Genomic DNA, 17,370 nt, shown 5'->3' with positions numbered 1-17,370 from the left:
CCGACCGCGAAGCATGGAACCAGAGCAAGCGCTAAAGCGTTAACTCTGGTCGACCGCGAAGCATGGGACCAGAGTAAGCGCTAAAGCGCTAACTCTGGTCGACAGGAGACAGACGTGATGGAGCATGCATCGATCGAGCACCCACCGATCGACCGGACCGCGCACGCGCGGCCGTCGACGATGCGGGAAACGCAGGCCACGCGGAGGGCGTCACGATGAGCCTGCTGATGTCGCGACGCGATCTCGCGTTCCTGCTGTACGACTGGCTCGATGCCGACTCGCTCGGCGCGCTGCCGCGCTATGCGGAGCACAGCCGCGAGACCTTCGATGCGGTGCTCGATACCAGCGAGCGGATCGCGGCCGACCTGTTCGCGCCGCATGCGGCGCGCGGCGATCGCGAAGAGCCGCGGTTCGACGGCGAGCGCGTGACGCTGATCCCCGAAGTCGAGCCGGCCGTGCGGGCCTTCGCGGCTGCCGGCCTGATCGCCGCGGGCCAGGACGAAGCGTTCGGCGGGATGCGGTTGCCGAAGCTCGTCGAAGCCGCATCGTTCCTGTTCTTCCAGGCCGCGAACATCGCGACCGCCGCGTATCCGTTCCTCACCGTCGCGAACGCCAACCTGCTGCTCGCGCACGGCAGCCCCGCGCAGATCGACGCGTTCGCGCGTCCCGAACTGGAAGGGCGCTTCTTCGGCACGATGTGCCTGTCGGAGCCGCAGGCCGGCTCGTCGCTGTCCGACATCGTCACGCGCGCCGATTTCGAGTGCGCGTCGCCGCTCGGCCCGCGCTACCGGATCACCGGCAACAAGATGTGGATTTCCGGCGGCGAGCACGAGCTGGCGGAGAACATCGTCCATCTCGTGCTCGCGAAGATTCCCGACGAACAGGGCCGGCTTCTGCCCGGCACGCGCGGCATCTCGCTGTTCATCGTCCCCAAATACCTGCCGACCGACGACGGCGCCGCGCGCGGCGAGCACAACGACGTGGTGCTCGCCGGCCTGAATCACAAGATGGGCTATCGCGGCACGACCAACTGCCTGCTGAACTTCGGCGAAGGCACGCGCCATCGTCCGCAGGGTCGCGCCGGCGCGATCGGCTATCTGGTCGGCGAACCGAATCACGGTCTCGCCTACATGTTCCACATGATGAACGAGGCGCGCATTGGCGTCGGCGCCGGCGCGGTGGCGCTCGGCTACACCGGTTACCTGCACGCGCTCGACTACGCGCGCAACCGGCCGCAGGGGCGTCCGCTCGGACCGGCCGGCAAGGACGCGGCCGCGCCGCAGGCGCCGATCGTCGCGCATCCGGACGTGCGGCGCATGCTGCTCGCGCAGAAGGCGTACGTCGAAGGCGGGCTCGCGCTGATCCTGTACTGCGCGCGGCTCGTCGACGAAGCGCGCGCGCACGACGATGCGGCGGTGCGCGCGGAGGCCGCGCAACTGCTGGACATCCTCACGCCGATCGCGAAAAGCTGGCCGTCGCAGTGGTGCCTCGCGGCCAACGATCTCGCGATCCAGGTGCATGGCGGCTACGGCTATACGCGCGACTATCCGGTCGAGCGACTGTATCGCGACAACCGCCTGAACCCGATCCATGAAGGCACGCACGGCATCCAGGCGCTCGACCTGCTGGGCCGCAAGGTCGGCCAGGACGACGGTGCGCTGCTGCGCACGCTCGATGCGCGCATCGGCGCGACGGTCCAGCGCGCACGGGCCGCGGACGGCGACGCGCGCTCGCATGCCGATGCGCTCGCGCAGCGCTGGGCGCGACTCGTCGAGCTCACGCGCGCGCTGGCTGCGCTTGACGATCCGCAGGTACGGCTCGCGAATGCGAGCGTCTACTTGGAGGCGTTCGGCCATTTGGTCGTCGCGTGGCTGTGGCTCGACGTGACGCTTGCCGCGCACGGGCACGACAGCGATTTCCACGACGGCAAGCGTGCCGCCGCGCGTTACTTCTTTCGCTGGGAGCTGCCGAAGGTGGATGCGCAGCTCGATCTGCTGGCGAGCGTCGATACGACGACGCTCGAGATGCGCGACGCGTGGTTCTGAGCGCCGCGATGCACGGATGACGGTGCCGCGGTGCAGGCCGGTGTGCCTGCGCCGCGCGCCGCTCGCGCGGGCGTGTCCCGCTGCCGTATCGATGCGCGGCGACGTCGCGCAAGGAGAGAGGAAAGCATGAAAGCCCTGATGTGTACCGCATTCGGCCCGATCGACCGCTTGCGTATCGAGGACGTCGCGATTCCCGAACCGGCCGCGGGCCAGGTGCGGATTCGCGTGAAGGCGGCGTCGCTCAATTTCCCCGATGCGCTGATCGTCCAGGGGCTGTATCAGGTGAAGCCTGCGCTGCCGTTCTCGCCCGGTGCGGAATTCGCCGGCGTGATCGACGCGGTCGGCGACGGCGTGAGCGCATGGCAGCCGGGCGACGAGGTGGTCGCGTTCACCGGTCACGGCGGCTTCGCCGAGCAGTGCGTGGCCGACGTGCACCAGATCGCGGCGCTGCCGCCGGGGATGACGTTCGAGCAGGGCGCGGCGCTGGTGCTGGCCTACGGCACGTCGCTGCATGCGCTGCAGCAGCGCGCGCGTCTGCAGCAGGGCGAGACGCTGCTGGTGCTGGGGGCGGCGGGCGGCGTCGGGCTGGCGGCGATCGAGATCGCGAAGGCGCTGGGCGCGCGCGTGATTGCGGCCGCGTCGAGCGCGGACAAGCTCGCGCTGTGCCGCGCAGCCGGCGCCGACGACACGATCGACTATGCGACCGAGGACCTGCGGCGCCGCGTCGACGAACTGACGGGCGGGCGCGGCGCGGACGTCGTCTACGATCCGGTCGGCGGCGCGTACAGCGAGGCGGCGCTGCGCGCGACCGCGTGGCGCGGCCGGTTCCTCGTGGTCGGTTTCGCGGCCGGCGAGATTCCGAAGATCGCGCTGAACCTCGCGCTCCTGAAGGAGCGCGATATTCTCGGCGTGTTCTGGGGCGATGCGGTGCGGCGCGATCCCGCGGAGCACGCGGTGAACATGCGCCAGCTGGCGCAATGGTTCGTGGCCGGCAAGGTGCGGCCGGCGATCACCGAGCGCGTGCCGCTGTCGGGTGCGGCCGACGCGATCGCGCGCATGGCGAACCGGCAGGTCAAGGGCAAGGTCGTGATCCTGCCGGACGCGTGATCACGCTGACACCGGACCCTGCGGCGGCGGCCCGCTCGGGCGCCGCGTTGGGCGCCGAGGTGCGCGTGCATCGCTGCACGTGAGCGCGCCGCACGAACGGCGGCGGCTCGTTCGTCATGTCGACTCCGGTTGGGCCGTCCCGTGCTCGACCTGACAAAGTCCTGACGACCGAAGTGATATATTGTATCATCTGACGCATTCGCCGCGGGCCGGCCCGGTTTGCCGGGCACGGCCGCCAGCGGCCAAGCCACGCGAAGATCGATACGAATTGACGAAGACCAGGAACAGGACCGCGCGCCGCGCGCGACGCGATTGCGCATCGGATCGCAACGACGGGGGCCGGCGTGCACGCGCCGCGCGAGAGTGCGCGACGCTGCCGGGTTGCGTGATGGCGAGCTCCGGCGCGCTCGCAGCGGAAGGCCGCCCATGATGCACCGGCTCGATATCGAGCGCGTGAGCTGGTCGCCCGGCGGCGCGCTCGCCGTGCTCGACGCCGTGACGCTTACCGTCAACGAAGGCGAGTTCGTCGGGCTCGTCGGCCCGAATGGCAGCGGCAAGACGAGCCTGCTGCGCTGCGTGTTCCGCTATGCGCGGCCCGACGCGGGCCGCGTCGCGCTCGATGCGCAGGACGTATGGCGGATGCGGCCGCGCGCGCTCGCGCAGCGTGTCGCCGTGCTGCAGCAGGAGACGCCCGACGACTTCGGGCTGACGGTCGACGAACTGGTCGGTATGGGACGCACGCCGCACCAGCGCGCGTTCGAGGGGGAGAGTGCCGACGATCGCCGGATCGTCGACGCCGCGTTGCGAGACGTCGACCTCATCGAGCGCCGCGCGCAACGTTTCGCGTCGCTGTCGGGCGGAGAAAAGCAGCGCGCATTGCTGGCGCGCGCACTTGCTCAGCAGCCCGAACTGCTGCTGCTCGACGAGCCGACCAACCACCTCGACCTGCGTCACCAACTGGAACTGCTCGCGCGCGTGCGGCGCCTCGGCATCGCCACGCTCGCGACGATTCACGATCTCAATCTCGCGGCCGCGTACTGCGACCGGCTTCACGTGCTCGCGCACGGGCGCGTCGTCGCGTCCGGCGCGCCGCCCGACGTGCTGACCGATGCACTGCTGCGCGATGTGTTCGGCGTCGCCGCGCTCGTCGATCGCCATCCGGTCACGGGCCGGCCGCGCATCACGCCGCTTCATCTGGAATGACCATCATGCCGTTTTCCGTTTCATGCCGCCCATCGCGGTGTGCGTCGCTTTCCCGCCTGCCTGCTCGCTCGCTGGTCGCTGCCGTCGCATTCGGCTGCGCGGCCGCTCATGCCGGCGCGTATCCCGTCACCGTGCGCAGCTGCGATCGCGACGTGACGTTCGAGCGCGCGCCGACGCGCGCGGTGAGCAACGACGTGAACCTGACCGAGATGATGCTCGTGCTCGGATTGAAGGACCGGCTCGTCGGCTATACCGGTATCGGCGGCTGGAAGACCGGTACCGCGCGCGTGCACGACGCGCTGCGCGGCGTGCCGGAACTGGCCGCGCAGTATCCGTCGCTCGAGGTGCTGGCGGCCGCGCGTGCGGACTTCTATCTCGCGGGCTGGAACTACGGGATGCATGTCGGCGGCGCGGTGACGCCGGCGACGCTCGCGCCGTTCGGCATCCGCACGTACGAGCTGACCGAATCGTGCTCGCACGTGATGAAGCGGCCGCCCGCGTCGTTCGACGACGTGTTCCGCGACCTGACCAATCTTGGCCGGATCTTCGGTGTCGACGCGCGCGCCGCGCAGGTCGTCGCCGACATGCGCGCGCGCCTCGCGGCGGTGTCGCGCGCGATCGGCCGTCCCGCGCCGCTGCGCGTGTTCGTCTACGACAGCGGCACCGACAAGCCGATGACCGCGGGCGGGCTCGCGATGCCGAGCGCGCTGCTCGCGGCGGCCGGTGCGCGCAACGTGATGGACGACCTGCCGCGCAGCTGGACGCAGGTCGGTTGGGAAAGCGTGGTCGCACGCGATCCGCAGGCGATCGTGATCGTGGACTACTCGGCCGTGACGGCCGCGCAGAAGCAGCAGTTCCTGTTGAGCCAGCCGGCGCTCGCGCGCGTCGCCGCGATTCGCGACCGGCGCTTCGTCGTGATTCCTTACGACGCGGCGACGCCGGGACCTGAGAACGTCGCGGCCGTCGAGGCGCTGGCGCGCGCGCTGTATCCGGCCGCGTTCGCCGCGCCGTCGCGATGAGCGCGCGAGGCGGGGTGTCGCGGCTCGGGCCGCGCAGGGTGACGGCCGTTCTGATGGCGCTGCTGGCGATATCGATCGTCGTGTCCGCCGCGTTCGGCCCCGCGCCGATCTCGATGCCGGTCGCCGCGCGGATCGTCGCCGCGCATGTCGCGTCCGCGTTCGGCGCGACCGCATCGTTGGCCACCGGCACGGGCGACGACAGCATCGTCTGGCTGATCCGGATGCCGCGTGCGCTGCTCGCCGCGATCGTCGGCGCGACGCTCGCGGCGGTCGGCGTCGCGTTGCAGGCGGCGACCGCGAACCGTCTCGCCGATCCGCATCTGCTCGGCGTGAGCGCGGGCGCGATGCTCGGCGCCGTCGCGGTGACGGTGCTGGCAGGTGCGGCGTTCGGTCCGTTCACGCTGTCGGCCGCCGCGTTCGCGGGAGCGCTGGCCGCGACCGCATGCGTGGTCGCGCTCGCGTACCGGCGCGGCCGGCTCGACTCCGACCGGCTGCTGCTCGCCGGCGTGTCCGTGTCGTTCATGATGGCCGCGTTCGGCAACCTTCTGCTGTATCTGGGCGACCAGCGCGCCGCGTCGTCGGTGCTGTTCTGGATGCTCGGCGGCGTCGGGCTCGCGCGCTGGGACCTGCTGCCGGTGCCGGCCGTGTGCGCGGTGCTCGCGGGCGGCGCGCTCTACGCGCGGCGGCGCGAGCTGAATGCGCTGATGTCGGGCGACGTCGCGGCAGCCGCGCTCGGCGTGTCGGGCGGGCGGATGCGGCGCGAGGTGTTCGTCGTCGCATCGTTCGCGACCGGTGCGGTGGTCGCGGTGAGCGGCGCGATCGGCTTCATCGGGCTCGTGACGCCGCATCTGTGCCGTCGCGTCGTCGGCGCCGAGCACGGTCGGCTGCTGCCGGTCGCCGCGCTGACGGGCGCGATCATGCTCGTGTGGGCCGATGTCGCCGCGCGCACGCTCGCGGCGCCGGAGGATCTACCGATCGGTATCGTGACCGCGCTGTTCGGCAGCCTGTTCTTCGTCGCGCTGTTGCGGCGGCGGTGAGCGGCGGGTGCTGAGCGGCCGGCGATGCGCGGCCGGCGGGAGCGGGGCGACGCATCATGTGCCGCCGTGCCGCCGTGCCGCCGTGCCACCGCTCAGCGGAGCAATGAAGCCGCGCCGGCCAGGTCGGCCCGGCCGCATGCCGGACTCGCCTGCGCGTTGCCGCGGAAGTCCGGCAAGGTCCGCGCCGGCAGCGAAATCACGAAGCGTGCGCCGCCGAGCGGCGAATCCTCGAGCCGCACGTTGCCGCCGTGCACGAGCGCGACGCGCCGCACGATCGCGAGCCCGAGACCGAACCCGCCGGTCTGCCGGTCGCGGCTCGAATCGAGCCGCTGGAACGGTTCGAACACGCGTGCGCGCTCGGCGGCTGGAATGCCGGGGCCGTCGTCGTCGACGCTCAGCACCAGCGCACCGGACGCATCGTGCGTCGCGGACAGCAGGACCGTGCGCGCCGCATAGCGCGCGCTGTTGCGGATCAGGTTGAGCAGCGCGCGGGCGACCAGTTTCGGATCGCACACGTGGGTGGCGGGCGCGCCGGTTGTCGACACGTCGAGCGTGATGCCGCGATCGGCGAGGTCGTTCGCGACGTTGCCGGCAACGCTGTCGATCAGCGCATCGACGACGACGTCCATCGGCGCGAGCTCGCTGGCGCCTTGTTCGAGCCGCCCGATCGTCAGCAGCTCGGTCACCAGCTCGTCGAGTTCGCGCACGTCGCGCCGCAGTTCGTCGCGGCGTTCGCGCATCCGGCCGCTCTCGTCGGATTCGGCGAGCAGCGCGAGCCCGAATTCGAGGCGCGCGAGCGGCGTCTTCAGCTCGTGCGAGATCCCGTGCATCATCTCGCGCTGCTGCTTGATCGACGCCTCGATCCGCTCGGCCATGTCGTTGAACTGCTGCGACAGCTCGTAGATGTTCGACCGGCCGGACAGCTTCACGCGGGTCGACAGGCGGCCCGCGCCGAACGCATGGGCGGCGGCCTGCAGCCTGCGCAGGTCGCGCCAGTGATACGAGATCCACAGCACGACCGCGAACAGCGCGGCAAGCGCGAGCAGCAAGTAGGCGTAGATCTTGATGTCGAGGTCGAAGGGCTGGATCGGGCGCGCATGCAGCACGGAACCATCCGCTAGCGGCATGTAGTAATCCTTGCCGTCATAGCCGATCGCGATCTTGCCGGAGTCGAGGTCGCGCAATGGCGCGCCGCTCAGTTGCGCGCGGGCTTCTGCCATCGTCACGAAGTCGAATCCTTCCTTGCCGTGCTTCGCGAGCTCGCGCAGCGCGAGCGTGCGCTGCGCGCCCGGATGGCGTTCGAGATAATCGTTCAGCACGAACGCGTAGGTCGTCAGCGAGTCTCGCTGCGCCTGCGCCGCGCGTTCGTAGAAGATCCGGTCGAACGAGAACTGGATGAACGCGATCGATCCGGCGCCGCACAGGATCACGATGAGGTACAGCCTGATCAACGGACGCAGCATTTATTCGTCCCACGCGGAAGGGCTGAACAGGTAGCCGCGGCCCCAGATCGTCTTGATCTTGTGCGGCTCCGACGACGCATCCTCGAAACGGCGCCGCAGCTTCGAGATGCCGGAGTCGACCGAGCGGTCGAGCCCGTCGAACTCGATCCCGCGCAACTGCTTCAGGATGTCGTCGCGGCTCAGCACGGTGCCGGCCGCGCGCGCGAGAATCAGCAGCAGGTTGAATTCGGCCGTCTTCAGGTCGACCGGTTCGCCGCGCCACGTGACCGTGCGGTTCGGCGGCGAGATCGTCAGTTCGCCGAATATCAGCGCGTCGGGCGCGGCGGCGCGTGTTTCCGTCGCGGCCGGCCGCGCCCGGCGCAGCAGCGCGCGGGCGCGCGCGACCAGCACGCGCGGCTCGATCGGCTTCGTCACGTAGTCGTCGGCGCCGGTTTCGAGGCCCGCGACCTGGTCGTAGACGTCCGCGCGCGCGGTGAGAATCAGCACCGGGACGTTGGTGAATGCGCGAATGCGCCGGCACACTTCCATCCCGTCGAGATTCGGCAGCATCAGGTCGAGTATCACGAGCGCGGGCTCGTGCTCGCGCACCGCCGCGACGGCCAGGTCGCCACGCCGCACGACCGTCACCGTGAATTCATAGTTGTCGAGGTATTCGCGCACGAGCTGCGCGAGGCGGTCGTCGTCCTCGATCAGCAGCACACGGTATTTGAGCGGATTGTCGTACATGGTCTCCTCGATATGCGCGCGTCGTCCCGGCTCCCCGCACGCGGGCGCGCGGCGCGGCACGCGAATTCTAGCCGGCGTTCCGGCGGCCCGGGCAGCAGGACGACAATCGCGAACAATCAAACACAATTGAGCACAGATTCCCCGCAGATTACGGACAACCCCGATGCACGACGGCACCTAGACTGCGGGCTCCGTCACTCATATCTCAATATTGTGCGCTCAACCCTTCGCCGTTCCCGCTATTGCGTGCCGCTTGCCGGCCTGACCCTTGCCGCGGCCGCTCACGCGGAAAACCAGTATTCGATTTCGCTCGGCGGCGGGTTCGCGCCGCGCTACCCGGGCAGCAACCAGTATCGCGGCATCGTCGCACCGGGGCTTTCCGCGAAGTTCGGCAAAGGCTTCTTCATCGATAGTCGCGAAGGCGCCGGCTACCGGCTGGACCTGCCGCACGGCGCGTTCGTGTCGGCGGCAGTGAGCTACGACCCCGGCCGCGCGGACGAGAACCGCTTCGACCTGCCGGGTTCGGACTACCTGAAGGGGATGGGCCGGATTCCGGGCTCGGTGCTCATCGGCGTGCGGGCCGGCGTGACGCTGCTCGACGCGGCCGAACTGAGCGTCACGGTCGACACGCCGGTGACGCATACGTCGCGCGGCGTGTCCGGGCATGTCGATCTCGCGGTGCCGGTGTTCAAGACCGCGCAGCACGAGATCGTCGTGACGGGCAGCGTGCATGCCGGCACCGGCCGCTATACGCAGACGTTCTACGGCGTGACCGATGCGCAGTCGATGACGAGCCGCTTCCGGCCGTATTCGACGAGCGGCGGGATCGACAGCGCGACGGTGTCGGTCGCATGGAACTGGAACCTGTCGCGGCACTGGTCGGTGCTCGCGACGGGTGGCGTGACGCGGCTGCTCGGCCGCTACGGCGACAGCCCGATCGTCCAGTCGCGCAGCAACTACTACGGGATGGCGGGCGCGACCTACAAGTTCTGAACGAAAGACTGGCGCACGCATGTCGCCCGTGATGCGTTGGCGTCGCGCCGTTGCCGGGCATCGCATGCGGTAACATGCAGGCGGCTCCGGCACCACGCCGGGCCTGCGACGCACACGCGCCGAATCGATTCGACCGCGTCGCGCAACGCCGCCGTGTGCCGGCCGGCATCCGTCAGGAAACGGCCGGTGACGTGCGACACCCATCACGCATGCAATGCCCGGCCGTGCGCGACTGCCGTACATGGACCGCCGGGCCGCGACACGGAGACGCCAGTGAAGAACACCATCGCGATGCTCGTTGCATTCGTTGCGAGCGCAACCTTTTCAGGATGTGCGGACATGAACACGAAGCACCCCAACGCGACCGCCGGCGGCGCGGCCCGAAACGCCGCGCCGATGTGCAGCGCAGACGCCGCGCCGGACGATGCGCTGATCGGCAAGACCGAAGCCGAGGCGACCGCGCTGCTCGACGGCTGCCTGTGGCGCGTGCTCGAGCGCGACGGCAAGTCGCTGCCGGGCACGATGGACTATCGCGAGGAGCGCCGCGACCTCGGCATTCGCGACGGCAAGGTGATCTGGGTGCGGCGCGGGTGATCGATGAGGCCGGCGGGGCCGGCCGAGTCGCATATCGTTAGCCGGCCGCGACGGGCGTGCGAACCCGCGCGCGTTACTTCGAGATATACCAGAGCGCGTCGGTGCTGACGCGCGCGGCCGGCGCCTGAGGTGTGGCGGCCGGCGGCGGCGTATTCGACGTCACCGCGGTGGGCCACGTGGCCGGCGTGTTCGACGACGCCGACGAGGTTGTCGTTGGGGCGGTATTCGCCGTCGCTGCCGATCCCGATGTCGACGGCGTGTTCAGATACCACAGCGCGTCGGCCGACGCCGTGCGCTTGGTCGACGCATTCGCGGGCGGTTTCCCCGCAGGCGTCGTCGCAGCCGTCGTCGCCCCCGAACGTGGCGTTCCCGCCGCGGTTCCAGCCCCTGCCTGCGTCGTTGCACCCGCCGCGCCGCGCTGCGCGCGCGCCTCGAACGGCCCGAGCTGGAAGATCAACGTTTGCGCGGGGCGCGTCAGAACGGCATACGGGAACTGCAGCTCCCACGACATCAGCACGCGGCCCGACGACGTTTCGGTGAAGATCGCCGGCATATGCTTCATGTCGCTGAACTGCACGTAGATCCGCGCACCGTCGTCGAACACCTGGGTCGGCTTGGCCTGGTCGGCGCCCGTGACGGTCCAGCCGAAGTTGTACGTGCCGGCCGGGCCGGCGGGACCGCCTTGCGGCGGCGGCGGCGGGGCGGCCGGTGACAGCGTGCGGGCCCGCGCGGCCGGCGGCGCGGATACGCTCAGGCTCGCGAACGGGTTGTATGTCTGCACCTGCTGCGGCGGTGTAAAGGAGGGGGGCAGGATGGGCATGGGAGTATCCGGCGAATCCGGCATGGTCCGGATTGCATCATAGACCTTGCGGGCATACGCGAGGCGCTTGTCGGGCGACGCGGCGTTGTACGCGCCGATCGCGGTCCAGTTGGCGCCGAGCTGGCGGATGTTCTGCGACAGAATCCACGCGCCGACGTACGCGTTGGTGCACGCATCGAACAGGCTTTCCCGCGTGATGCCTTCGCGCGCGAGCGTCGGCAGCCAGGTGCTGTTGATCTGCATCAGGCCGATGTCGACGGTGCCGTTCGTGTTGGTGTTGACCGCGTTCGGATTCATCCCCGATTCGACCTGCGCGATGCCGCGCAGCAGGCTCACGCTCACGTGCTGGAACGTGGCCGCGTCGTCGAGGCAGTCGGCCCACGCGGCCCCGTGCAGCGCGCACGACAGCGCGATCGTCGCGGCGATCTTCGGCGTGGCGGGGCTGATCGAACGGGCAGTATGACGCGGCATGGCAGGATGGGGCGGGATCCGGCCGCCCGGTGCAAGGAAATTACGCAGACGCGAAGTGTGCCATAGCGCGCAGTCAAATGGCTCGCGTCAAACTTTCCTTTGCATTTGCCGGTGCGTTTATCGCGCATTTTCCGCTGCGCGGGGATCGCCGCGCGACCGGATGGAATCGGTAAAAACGGCTGATTTTCGCGCGCATGCCGGCGCTCGAGCGGAGTCGCAATACTGACGCCGTGCGTCAGGTGCGCCGTGAATGCGGAATACGGTGATGAATTGTGCAGCGATGTGAAACGAACATGGCGCGGCCGCCGGAAACGGCGACGGCGGCCGTAGCCGCCGTCCTGGGAATCCGTCATCCGTCATCCGCAATTCGCAATTCGCCATCCGCCATCCGCCATCCGCCATCCGCAAGCCGATACCGACCGGCCACACGACACCGCGATGCCGCGCCACCGCGCACAGCCGGCGGTCTTCGATCAGAAGCGGTGACGCAGCCCGAGGTTGACCATCGTCTGCGAACTCGTGCCTGCATAGCCGTACGACGCGATCGACGCCTGCGCGGCCATCGATCCGCCTTTGCCGTCGCCGGTCTGGCCGCTCGCATGCTGGTACGCGGCGCTCAGGTACACGTCGGTGCGCTTCGACAGGCTGTAGTCCGCGCCGGCCGACACCTGGTGATAGGTCGCCGACGTATCGCCGCCCGAGCGCGTATAGCTGTAGCCGACGCCGACGAGCAGCGCATCGGTCGCCTGGTAGTTCACGAAGCCTTGCCCGGTGTTGTAGTGCTCGTTCGAGTCGAACGCCGAGCTTGCGTCGCGACGGTACTGCGCGTTGCTGTAGCCGAGGCCGAACGTGAACGGGCCGGCGACGTACTGGCCCGCGATGCGGGCGATGCCGATCGAGTGCGCGCTCGCATAGCCGCTGTTGATCGGGCCGTCGAAGGTGCCGTCCGACGAGCTGGTCCAGCCGTCGCGCAGGCCGTTCGACGCGGGGCTGTTGGTCGCGTGGAAGTAGCCGCCGGCGACGCTGAACGGCCCGTTGTTGTACGACACGGCCGCCGAATACGACTGCGCGGCGCCGGTGCTGCCGGCGATGCCGCCGAACGAGTACATCGCGGAGAACTGCAGGCCCGAATACACGGCCGACGTGTACTTCACCGCGTTGTCGACGCGGAAGCTGTTGTCGTAGTTGTCGACGTCGCCCGGCGTCGCGAACACGCTGCCGAGATAGTTGTCGGCGGTGATGCCCTGCACGAGATCGACGAGCGGATCGTACTGGCGGCCGAACGTGAGGGTGCCGTAGCGCTCGCTCGTCAGCCCGACGAATGCCTGCCGGCCGAACAGGCGGCCGCCCTGGCCCTGCCGGCCGTTGCTCGGGTCGAAGCCGTTCTCGAGCTGGAACAGCGCCTTCAGCCCGCCGCCGAGGTCTTCGGTGCCTTTCACGCCCCAGCGGCTGCCGGAGAGGTTGCCCGCGCTGCTGTTGCCGAGCATCCATGCGTTGTCCTTGCCCTGCGCGTGATTCACGTACGTGATCGACGTGTCGATCACGCCGTACAGCGCCACGCTCGACTGCGCGTGCGCGGCGGGGATCGCGGCGAACGACGCGAGCGAAATCAGCGAGAGGGTCGTGCGTTTCATTTTCATCTCCTTGCCATGGGCGTGGGTGAACCGGAATGGCAGGAGACTACAGAGCCGCCGCCGAACGGCAAAAATGGAATTCTCCGATGTGACCTAAAGCAGACAGGCACATGCTGCGCAAAGGCCTGTTGAGAGATTCAGATTGTTGAGCGCCGTGTGCTAATCGACCTGAATTTCAAGATAGTGCGATCGGCGTATTGCCGGATTCGTGATAATTCCGGGGGATTTTCGGTCGGATTTCGCTAAAACGGCGTTTGTCATGGATTCGTCAATTCATTATTTAATGGAATCGAATCGCGCGATGCGGCCCGAATATGCTATTGCACGTGTCCCACTCGTTTCATGCAATCGCCGCGCGTCGCGCATGACGACGCGCGGCTTCGGAGAAGAACCTGATGAACCGGAAGATGAAGACGGCCGCCGCGCGCGCCGCGATTACCGGCACCCGGCGTCGCGCGTTGCGCTCGCTCGCGGGTGCGGCGTTCGCCCTGTGCGCGGGCCTGTCGGCCAGCGCGCCCGTGCGCGCCGCCGATGCCGCGGCTGCGGTCGCGGCGCCGGCCGTCACGCGCGTCGCGATGCTCGTTCAGTTGCGCGGCCCGAACCTGAAGATCGACGAACGGATCGGCCAGCATCTCGGCGAGCGCGGCTACGCGGTGCGGCTGATCGACGAGAGCGCGACGCCCGACGCGGCGCGCGATGCCGATCTCGTCGTGATCTCGTCGACGGTGTCGTCGAAGAATGTGCGGCCCGGCTGGCGCACGCTCGACAAGCCGCTCGTCACGTGGGAGAACGACCTGCTCGACGATCTCGCGATGACGGGCAAGCGCCACGACGTCGACTTCGGCGAAACGGGCAAGGAGCGCTATCTGTGGCTCGTCAACGCGCCGCATTCGATCTCGGCCGGCTTGCCGGCCGGCGTGGCCGACGTGTACGGCAAGCAGGCGCCGATGAGCTGGGGCAGGCCGGGGCTCGGCGCGATCACGATCGCGACCGTGTACGGGCAGCCGGACAAGGCCGCGATTTTCGCGTACGAGAAGGGCGCAACGATGGACTACGAAGCGCTCGCGCCGGCGCGCCGCGTGATGTTCTTCCTCGCCAACGACACGTTCGCGAACCTGTCGCCGGCCGGGCTCGCGCTGTTCGACGCGGCGCTCGACTGGGCGGCGGGGCGGCGCTGATGCCACGCGGCGCGGCGGCGTGTGCCGGGCGGTGCGCGCGCAGCGTCGGCGGTGATCGGCATTGAGTGCGAGAATTCGCGCTTCGGCCGGCGCGCGCCGCGCCGCTCACCAGGGAACCCGCATGGACAGTCACATCGCGCCGGTGGCGCTGCAGAAAGCCTACCGTCTCCTCAACCACGGCCCGACCGTGCTCGTGTCGGCCCGCCACGACGGTGTCGACAACGTGATGGCCGCCGCATGGGCCTGCGCGCTCGATTTCCTGCCGCCGAAGCTGACGGTCGTGCTCGACAAGTCCGCGAAGACGCGCGAGCTCGTCGAGCGCAGCGGCAGGTTCGTGATCCAGGTGCCGACGGCCGCGCAGCTGCAACTCACGCATGCGGTCGGCAGCCACAGTCTCGCCGAGCGGCCCGACAAGCTGCGCGACGCGGGCGTGACGCTGTTCGACGTGCAAGGCCACGACCTGCCGTTCGTCGCCGGCTGCTCCGGCTGGCTCGCGTGCAAGCTGATTCCCGAGCCGCACAACCAGCAGACCTACGACCTGTTCATCGGCGAGGTGGTCGGCGCGTGGTCCGACACGCGCGTGTTCCGCGACGGTCACTGGTATTTCGAATCGGCCGATCCGGCGCTGCGCAGCCTGCATTACATCGCGGGCGGCAACTTCTATGCGATCGGCGAATCGCTGCACGTCGATCCGGGCCAGCCGGACCCGCGGTAAGCCGCCGGCCGGCGCTCGGCCGCAGTTCCAGGCGCGCGGCTCACGCGCGCTTTTTCAATGCAGCGAGCATCGCGTCGGCGAACGCCTGCGTGACGCGCGGCAGCGTGCGCCCGCGCTTCACGACGAGCGCGATCGGCCGCACGAACGCGGGGTCGTCGATCGGCTTCGCGACGAGGTCGGGCTCGGCGCGCACCTCGCGCGCGGTCGCCGGCAGGATCGTCACGCCGAGCCCGCCGCGCACCATCGCGACGGCCGTCATCATGTAGGTCGGCTCGCACGCGATGTCGGGCGTGCAGCCGGCCGCGTCCAGTGCGGCATCGACCACGCCGCGCACGCTCGTGCCCTGCGCGGTCAGCACCAGCGGCACGGCGGCGACGTCGGCGGTGCGCACGCGCCGCTTGCGCGCGAGCGGATGATCCTTCGGGCACACGGCGACGAGCCGGTCGGCGCCCACGTACAGCACCTCCAGCGACGCATCGAACGCATCGCCGCCCGTCAGGCCGAGATCGGCTTCCTCGTTGCGCACCAGCGCGGTGACGAGGCTCGCGACCCCGTCGCGAATCTCGAAGCCCGCACGCGGCACGTCGTGGCGGAACGACTGGATCAGCTCCGGCAGCAGGCTCGACGCGAAGGTCGGCAGGCACGCGAGCCGCACCGTGCCGCTCGCGCCTTCGCCGAGCGCACGCGCATCGCGCAGCACGCGCTCCATGTCGTCGAGCGAGCGCTGCAGCAGCGGCAGCAGTTCGCGCCCGGTCTGCGTGAGCGCGACGCTGCGGCTGTTGCGGTCGAACAGCCGCGCGCCGACGATTTCCTCGAGCCGGCGGATCTGCACGGTCAGCGCCGGCTGCGACAGGTGCAGCCGCGCGGCCGCCCGCGTGAAGTTGCCGGCGTGGGCGACGGTGACGAATGCGCGAATGTCGCGAAGATTCAGATCCATAACGATTTGTGATTGCTGCGATCAAATCATTTCAATTGTGCTATCGCTGCGCCGACCTTACGCTCGTCTCCAACAAAAGACAAGATAGGAGACACGGATGCTGCCGTTACTCGGGCTTGGCACGATCGTCGTGCTGCTGGCCGCGATTCTGTCGAAGCGGATGTCGCCGCTCGTCGCGCTGATTCTCGTGCCGATCGCGGCGTCGCTGATCGGCGGCTTCGGGCTGCATACGAGCAAATTCGTGATCGACGGGCTGAAGGGCCTCGCGCCCGTGGTCGGGATGTTCGTCTTCGCGATCCTCTATTTCGGGACGATCACCGACGCCGGCACGCTCGATCCGATCATCGACCGCATCCTGCGCGCGGTCGGCACGCGGCCCACGCGCATCGTGATGGGCACGACACTGCTCGCGCTGCTGATCCATCTCGACGGCTCGGGCGCCGTCTGCTTTCTCGTGACGATTCCCGCGGTGCTGCCGCTGTACGACCGCCTGAAGATGGACCGGCGCGTGCTGGCCGCGGCCGTGTCGATGGCCGCGGGGATCAACTTCCTGCCGTGGACGGGGCCGATGATTCGCGCGTCGGCGTCGCTGCACCTGCCGGTGTCGGCGCTGTTCAATCCGCTGATTCCGGTGCAGGCGATCGGGCTCGTGTTCGTGTTCGGCGTCGCGTACTGGCTTGGCCGGCGGGAGGAGAAGCGGCTCGGCCTGTCGCGCGACGATGCGTCGATTCCGCTGCCCAAACGCGAGCTGACGCCCGACGAGCAGGCGCTGCGCCGGCCGCACCTGTTCTGGTTCAACCTGGTGCTGACGCTCGTCGTGCTCGGCACGATGGTCGTGATGGGCGAGAAGATTCCACCGGCGATCATGTTCATGGTCGGGCTGTGCGTCGCGCTGATGGTGAACTACCCGAACGTCGACATGCAGCGAAAGCGCATCGACGCGCACGCGCGCGCGGCGCTGATGATGGCCGGCATCCTGCTCGCGGCCGGGGTGTTCACCGGGATCATGCAGGGCAGCGGCATGCTGAAGGCGATGGCGCAGGCGGCGGTCGGCTTCGTGCCGCCGTCGATGGCCGGCCACATTCCGGTCGCGCTCGGCCTCGCGTCGATGCCGCTCAGCATGCTGTTCGATCCCGATTCGTTCTACTTCGGCGTGCTGCCGGTGATCGCGGAGGTGGCCGGCCAGTTCGGCGTGCCGGCCGTGCATGTCGGGCAGGCCGCGTTGCTGGGCCAGATGACGACCGGCTTTCCGGTCAGCCCGCTGACGCCCGCGACGTTCCTGGTCGTCGGCCTGTGCGGGATCGAGCTGGCCGAGCACCAGAAGTTCACGTTCCCGCTGCTGTTCGGCGCCTCGATCGTGATGACGATCGCGTGCGTCGTGCTGGGCGTTTTTTGATTGTTCCCGGCGCGCGCGCCGGATGACGGTAC

15 protein-coding genes are annotated in these 17,370 nt (G+C 69.2%); 10 read left to right on the top strand and 5 right to left on the bottom strand.

Annotated features, from left to right (window positions below; genetic code table 11):
* Positions 1–215 precede the first annotated feature (215 nt).
* From SB771_RS12270 to SB771_RS12250, 5 genes are all read left to right on the top strand, one after another.
* Positions 216–2,045: an acyl-CoA dehydrogenase gene (locus tag SB771_RS12270; RefSeq protein ID WP_175661830.1), complete on the top strand. Its 1,830-nt coding sequence runs from the start codon at positions 216–218 to the stop codon at positions 2,043–2,045.
* A gap of 126 nt (positions 2,046–2,171) precedes the next feature.
* Entirely contained in the window at positions 2,172–3,152 is a 981-nt protein-coding gene (locus SB771_RS12265) for an NADPH:quinone oxidoreductase family protein (protein ID WP_175661831.1), read from the top strand.
* Positions 3,153–3,578: 426 nt separating this feature from the next.
* The gene (locus SB771_RS12260) at positions 3,579–4,355 is read left to right on the top strand and encodes an ABC transporter ATP-binding protein (RefSeq protein ID WP_175661832.1); all 777 of its coding nucleotides are present in this window, start codon (positions 3,579–3,581) and stop codon (positions 4,353–4,355) included.
* A 5-nt stretch (positions 4,356–4,360) separates the two neighbouring features.
* On the top strand, positions 4,361–5,374 hold the full coding sequence (locus SB771_RS12255; RefSeq protein WP_175661833.1) for an ABC transporter substrate-binding protein: 1,014 nt from the start codon (positions 4,361–4,363) through the stop codon (positions 5,372–5,374).
* A complete protein-coding gene (locus tag SB771_RS12250) occupies positions 5,371–6,411 on the top strand; it encodes a FecCD family ABC transporter permease (RefSeq protein ID WP_175661834.1) in 1,041 nt (346 codons plus the stop codon). Before SB771_RS12255 ends, SB771_RS12250 begins: the two co-directional genes overlap by 4 nt.
* Before the next feature lie 92 nt (positions 6,412–6,503).
* On the opposite strand, the gene SB771_RS12245 is transcribed toward SB771_RS12250, so the two are convergent.
* Positions 6,504–7,874, bottom strand: coding sequence for an ATP-binding protein (locus tag SB771_RS12245; RefSeq protein ID WP_175661835.1), 1,371 nt, complete (start codon positions 7,872–7,874; stop codon positions 6,504–6,506).
* Positions 7,875–8,600 (bottom strand): response regulator, encoded by a 726-nt coding sequence (locus SB771_RS12240; RefSeq protein WP_011656558.1) that lies wholly within the window; start codon positions 8,598–8,600, stop codon positions 7,875–7,877.
* A 246-nt stretch (positions 8,601–8,846) separates the two neighbouring features.
* Between SB771_RS12240 and SB771_RS12235 the strand changes: the two genes are divergently transcribed.
* Together SB771_RS12235 and SB771_RS12230 are read left to right on the top strand one after the other, a co-directional pair.
* Positions 8,847–9,593: a MipA/OmpV family protein gene (locus SB771_RS12235; RefSeq protein WP_011656559.1), complete on the top strand. Its 747-nt coding sequence runs from the start codon at positions 8,847–8,849 to the stop codon at positions 9,591–9,593.
* Positions 9,594–9,866: 273 nt separating this feature from the next.
* The gene (locus SB771_RS12230; RefSeq protein ID WP_175661836.1) at positions 9,867–10,187 is read left to right on the top strand and encodes a hypothetical protein; all 321 of its coding nucleotides are present in this window, start codon (positions 9,867–9,869) and stop codon (positions 10,185–10,187) included.
* 73 nt (positions 10,188–10,260) lie between these two features.
* On the opposite strand, the gene SB771_RS12225 is transcribed toward SB771_RS12230, so the two are convergent.
* Together SB771_RS12225 and SB771_RS12220 are read right to left on the bottom strand one after the other, a co-directional pair.
* A complete protein-coding gene (locus SB771_RS12225) occupies positions 10,261–11,478 on the bottom strand; it encodes a transglycosylase SLT domain-containing protein (protein WP_175661837.1) in 1,218 nt (405 codons plus the stop codon).
* Positions 11,479–11,951: 473 nt separating this feature from the next.
* Positions 11,952–13,112 carry a porin gene (locus tag SB771_RS12220; RefSeq protein WP_012363616.1) on the bottom strand — a complete coding sequence of 387 codons (1,161 nt, stop codon included), beginning with the start codon at positions 13,110–13,112 and terminating at the stop codon, positions 11,952–11,954.
* A gap of 395 nt (positions 13,113–13,507) precedes the next feature.
* Between SB771_RS12220 and SB771_RS12215 the strand changes: the two genes are divergently transcribed.
* Positions 13,508–14,290 carry a hypothetical protein gene (locus SB771_RS12215; protein ID WP_175661838.1) on the top strand — a complete coding sequence of 261 codons (783 nt, stop codon included), beginning with the start codon at positions 13,508–13,510 and terminating at the stop codon, positions 14,288–14,290.
* A 121-nt stretch (positions 14,291–14,411) separates the two neighbouring features.
* Entirely contained in the window at positions 14,412–15,005 is a 594-nt protein-coding gene (locus SB771_RS12210; protein ID WP_175661839.1) for a flavin reductase family protein, read from the top strand.
* 40 nt (positions 15,006–15,045) lie between these two features.
* Here SB771_RS12210 and SB771_RS12205 read toward each other — a convergent pair whose 3' ends face one another.
* Positions 15,046–15,942 (bottom strand): LysR family transcriptional regulator, encoded by an 897-nt coding sequence (locus tag SB771_RS12205; RefSeq protein WP_105833254.1) that lies wholly within the window; start codon positions 15,940–15,942, stop codon positions 15,046–15,048.
* 97 nt (positions 15,943–16,039) lie between these two features.
* On the opposite strand from SB771_RS12205, the gene SB771_RS12200 reads away from it, so the two are divergent.
* Positions 16,040–17,338, top strand: a complete 1,299-nt coding sequence (locus SB771_RS12200) for a CitMHS family transporter (RefSeq protein ID WP_006757182.1) — start codon at positions 16,040–16,042, stop codon at positions 17,336–17,338.
* The last annotated feature ends 32 nt before the right edge of the window (positions 17,339–17,370 follow it).

Origin of the sequence: Burkholderia sp. SIMBA_051, assembly GCF_046534915.1 — a bacterium.
GTDB lineage: Bacteria > Pseudomonadota > Gammaproteobacteria > Burkholderiales > Burkholderiaceae > Burkholderia > Burkholderia ambifaria.
Note: the sequence above shows the minus strand (reverse complement) of the source record. Positions and strands in the feature narration are given on the sequence as shown.